The organism is Blastocatellia bacterium, from assembly GCA_025054955.1.
Lineage (GTDB): Bacteria > Acidobacteriota > Blastocatellia > HR10 > J050 > JANWZE01.
In genome coordinates this window covers 1-4,104 of the sequence record JANWZE010000131.1, presented here as the reverse complement: position 1 = coordinate 4,104, position 4,104 = coordinate 1, and the positions used below count along the sequence as shown (strand labels likewise).

Below are 4,104 nucleotides of genomic sequence, written 5' to 3'. Positions count from 1 at the left end.
TCATCAGCGAATTTCATTTATCCATTGGTAGAGCTAAGTGTTGCCACTTCTCTGATCAACTCGCTCCCACATGGCACACTGATTGCTCTGTCTTGAGACGTTCGCTTGATCTTTGAATTTTTGAATTCACGAAATCCGGCCAATGAAGGCATCCTCGACTTAAGCGGCCAATCTAAGGAGAGCGACGAGATCCTTCGTGGTCCAGGATTTCTCTTAATCTCGGCTTGAGCCGAGTAACTTTCCAAAGGGAGGGATTTTAACAAAAAGTCCTTGGTAACCATGAGCTTTGTCACTTTGTTTTCTCCCGACGGCCGTGTTGCCCGTCCAAGTTAGCCCATTGACTATCAAGGTAATCTCACGGAACAGAATTCAACCCGTTGCGGCAACCGTTGAACAGTTACGAGCAGAACTAGAGGGATTCAGGTCAGAGTTCCAGGCCCTCCAGGGTTACGATGCGACCGTGCTGAACGGTGGAAACCAGGGTGATAAATCTGGTTGCGGGAGATGGATACTCACTGGCTCCTGAGAACAGTGGATACCGACTCAGCCGATATGGACGATCACTGGCTTTGCTGTATCGGACCACACCCGATGGAAACTTTCTCCATTTTCAGCTCGGAGATAAGGGGTCGGTAACAGTTGACTTCACAGATATCGGGGATCCAAATCTTCGGACCTCATGCGCGGCGTTTATCGGATACCTCGTGGCTGAGTACTTGGTTGCCCAAGAAGCGGGCGAATCGTTTCCGTATCTGTCACGTACCAAGGAGGCAATGCGTAAAACGTCACTCCTGACTGTTTATGCTGCCGTGTGTATCCTATGCCTTATTGTAGGTGGTATCGTGGCAGCGTGGCTGTGTACTGAGTGGATAGATGAACAACGTGAGCGATGCCAGCAACAATGTGGTAACAGAGGCATAAAAACGTTTGAAGCTAGCTGCGCCACCGGGAGTACGAGTTGCACCTGCAACTAAATAGCTTCTATAAGGAAGGTGGGACGCTACACAATGTGTGGCGGGCGGATAATGTTGCCCAGATTAACCGCCTCCCATTATCCCGAGTTACCCTTGTCCCGTCTCACCCACATCACTACACTAAGATTCTGTGCGACGAGTGGGTCGAGGGGATATCGGGCCGGAGAAAACGGAGTTAATCGGCTAAGTAGGTGGACAAACGTTCTGGGACATTTTGGCGGGACGGGACATTTTGCAGTGCTGTGACGTGTCACCGCTTTCCGGCCAAAGCTGCGACACGTCGCAGCACTCCAAAAACGCCACGAACTTTTGTTACGTTACTTAGCTCAAGGCGCCGCTGGCTCATCATACTCATGAGCAAGACCGGGAGATGAATGAGATGAACCCAGCAAGGTCCTACGACACCGCCACTGAGAAGAAGAGTATGGCCAAACAACCAACTCGGCGAGGATTTCTTACCGAGGTGCTCGGCGTCACTCGTGATGTGATAGTGGCTCTTGTCCTTGGGACTCTAGTGGCGACCCCATTTCTCGGACTGCGAGTGTGGACAAAATACCCTATTGGTCTTCGCATAACCGTCACCCCTGGGCAAGCGGCTGGAGACCTGACAACGCTCCGGGAGACCCTCCGCCATTTGCCAGGCGTGCATTCACTCAACGCGTACATTGAAGGGGCAAGTGTGATTGTTGAGCTACAGGGGGCGCGGATTCCATGGGAGCGAGCCCTCAGGGTAGCAGAGCAGCAAGGGTACAGGCTCAATGGTTATAGTGTGTCCGGCGTTGAGCCGGGACTGCTCAGCCAGACCCTTGGGTTTCTGCTCATTGTTGGCCCTCCCGTTGGTTTTGGGCTAGTTTACTTATGGCGTCGGCGGCGAGGACAGGCCAAGGCGCTCCATGTGCTGTTTCGTCGCCCCGGCTGGCGGACATTAGCGATTGGGTGCCTGCTGACCAGCACGGGAGTTATCGGTATCAGTGCCCTCGTGCTCTGGCTTCAGCAACAGGTCGGTATACAGCCTCCAGACCCGTCCCTACTCCGCGGCCTTCTTGGGCCTACGTGGTGGTCGCTGGGTTTGGCAGTTCTTATGGTGGTTATCATCGTGCCTCTGATGGAGGAAATTTTCTTCCGTGGGTACATTTTCGATACACTGGTGGATCATAGTAAGATTGCTGCCTATTTGATTTCGTCTGCGCTCTTTGCCATTTTACATCTTGAACCTGTCACGATGATTCCCCTCTTTTTTATGGGGATAGTGCTTGCTTATGGTTATCGTCGAACAGGAAATCTGGCCGTGAGTGTCGTCGCCCATACAGTAAACAACTTAGTGGCGGTGGTCGCCACGTATATTGCCTACGTTGCGGATTAGAGGTCGCCAGTGAAGGATGCTTCAGGCCTGACCCAACGGCATGGAGGATTGGAGCTATACACAGGCCGATACTCGGCCACCGAGAGTGTCAGTCACCAGACCAAGCAGAGGCGAGATTCTAACCGTGGGATCTACACGATCACCTGGAGTTCAACTGACAATGTGGGTGTCACCAGGCACGATGTTTTGTTCTCCTCGGATGGTGGGACTACGTTCACGAGCGTCGTCAGCAATCTTCCAGGCGATGCGCAAAGCTACAACTGGACGGTGCCGAACACGCCGACTACGTGAGGCCGGATTAAAGTGGTCGCCTGGGATATTGCCGGCAATCAAGCTGGCGACATGAGCGATGGCAATTTCACCATCCAGGAAGGGCCGCCTGATCCGACGCCGCCCAGTGTCACCGTGACACAGCCAACGGAGGCGAGACGTTGGCCGCCGGCAGCGCCTACACCATCACGTGGACATCATCGGACAACGTCGGTGTAACGAGTCAGGATGTCTACCTTGTCTGTCGCTAGGAGGGACAATGGGGACGCTCTCCAATTCGCGGTGCGTCAAAAGCGCTATACGAGTTAGGATATTTGAGCATAACGCTGTGCCAACCAATGCTCAACAGAGGATAATATGAGAGAAGTTCATAGAAACTACGATCTGGTCCGATGGGCACTAATGCTCATCGCGCTTAGCACGATCTCATTGATCCAGGAGGTAACAGAGGGTTCTCCAGCCGACGATGCTCAGCAACTACGAGTCATCCCCTTCAATGTGACTGCTGGGGTGCTTGGTGGAGGAGCATCGGTTGGCTCTTTTCGGGGAGGCGCAATTTTTAATGGCTCCCCCCGAACCCCTTGGCGAAATCCCTGCGGTCTCCCTACCTGCGCACACAGACAGCTTCGTCACTCAAAGTATAACCCTGCCTGCCGATTCGGTGGGCAAAAATATCTCCGTTGAAGTTATTTTCTCAGCTTCAGAAGAGGGGACGGTTGACTTATTCGTGGAGACAATCACCTCTACAGTCGGCGGAAACTATTTAGGGAGAACGCAAGAACGAGTGTTGCATATTATGCGCGGCTTGAAGAAAGAATCATTCTTTGGGGTGACAGGAGCTGGAGATGTATTTACGATCTCCGTCGGTCGCAGAGCGAAAGATAATCCTCAGGACACAAATCCAGGAGTCGTTCAAGTTGAAGGAGTAAAGATCTCTTACGTGCCGCGATAGGCTTGGATCAGTGGGTTGGAAGGAGAGGCGCGGCCTTGAAGACACATGGATGTTAGGCGAGCCATGGGCGTGAGGCCCTCAATGGACTCAGACGGCTGGGGCTTTCGTTCGGTGAGCAGAGGGCATCGAGAGCACCTTTCCGGGTTCGGAGGAATCGGTCATGAGCCATAGCTCGCCACGAAGGATGAAAATGCAATTCTTTCGTGAACTTCGTGTGTTTCGTGGGCGATTTTCAAGGGAATCGCTCATGAGTTCCGCGTTCGCCACGAAAGATGAAAATGGTTATTTTAGAGGAGGACTTATGCAATCAAAACTTCTCTGCAATCTTTTTGTGCTGTTGATAGCGTTCAGTCCCAGCGGTCTCCAGGCTACTGGAACAATTTGGCCTAGCTTTTGTCGCGTTCGTCCCCGGCAATGGCTTCGGAATTTATACGGCCTCTGATGAAGGATTCGGGCGGGTCGCTCTGCCAGGTCAACCAATCTTACTTGATAACGTCATTGCTTTCGTACGTGCCCCGGCCATAAATCGGCATGGAAGCGTTGCC

General features: G+C 52.7%; 3 protein-coding genes. All 3 read left to right on the top strand.

Features of this window, described 5'->3' with window-relative positions:
* The first annotated feature begins 1,353 nt into the window (after positions 1-1,353).
* The 3 genes from NZ823_16260 (at position 1,354) to NZ823_16250 (ending at position 3,559) form a co-directional block, all read left to right on the top strand.
* Positions 1,354-2,337 carry a CPBP family intramembrane metalloprotease gene (locus NZ823_16260; protein ID MCS6806680.1) on the top strand — a complete coding sequence of 328 codons (984 nt, stop codon included), beginning with the start codon at positions 1,354-1,356 and terminating at the stop codon, positions 2,335-2,337.
* Positions 2,338-2,640: 303 nt separating this feature from the next.
* Entirely contained in the window at positions 2,641-2,826 is a 186-nt protein-coding gene (locus NZ823_16255; protein ID MCS6806679.1) for a hypothetical protein, read from the top strand.
* 313 nt (positions 2,827-3,139) lie between these two features.
* A complete protein-coding gene (locus NZ823_16250) occupies positions 3,140-3,559 on the top strand; it encodes a hypothetical protein (GenBank protein MCS6806678.1) in 420 nt (139 codons plus the stop codon).
* Positions 3,560-4,104 lie beyond the last annotated feature (545 nt).

Bases quoted from the DNA above. Each gene is read 5' to 3' on its own strand.
- NZ823_16260 (MCS6806680.1), top strand. From the start codon at position 1,354: ATGAACCCAGCAAGGTCCTACGACACCGCCACTGAGAAGAAGAGTATG.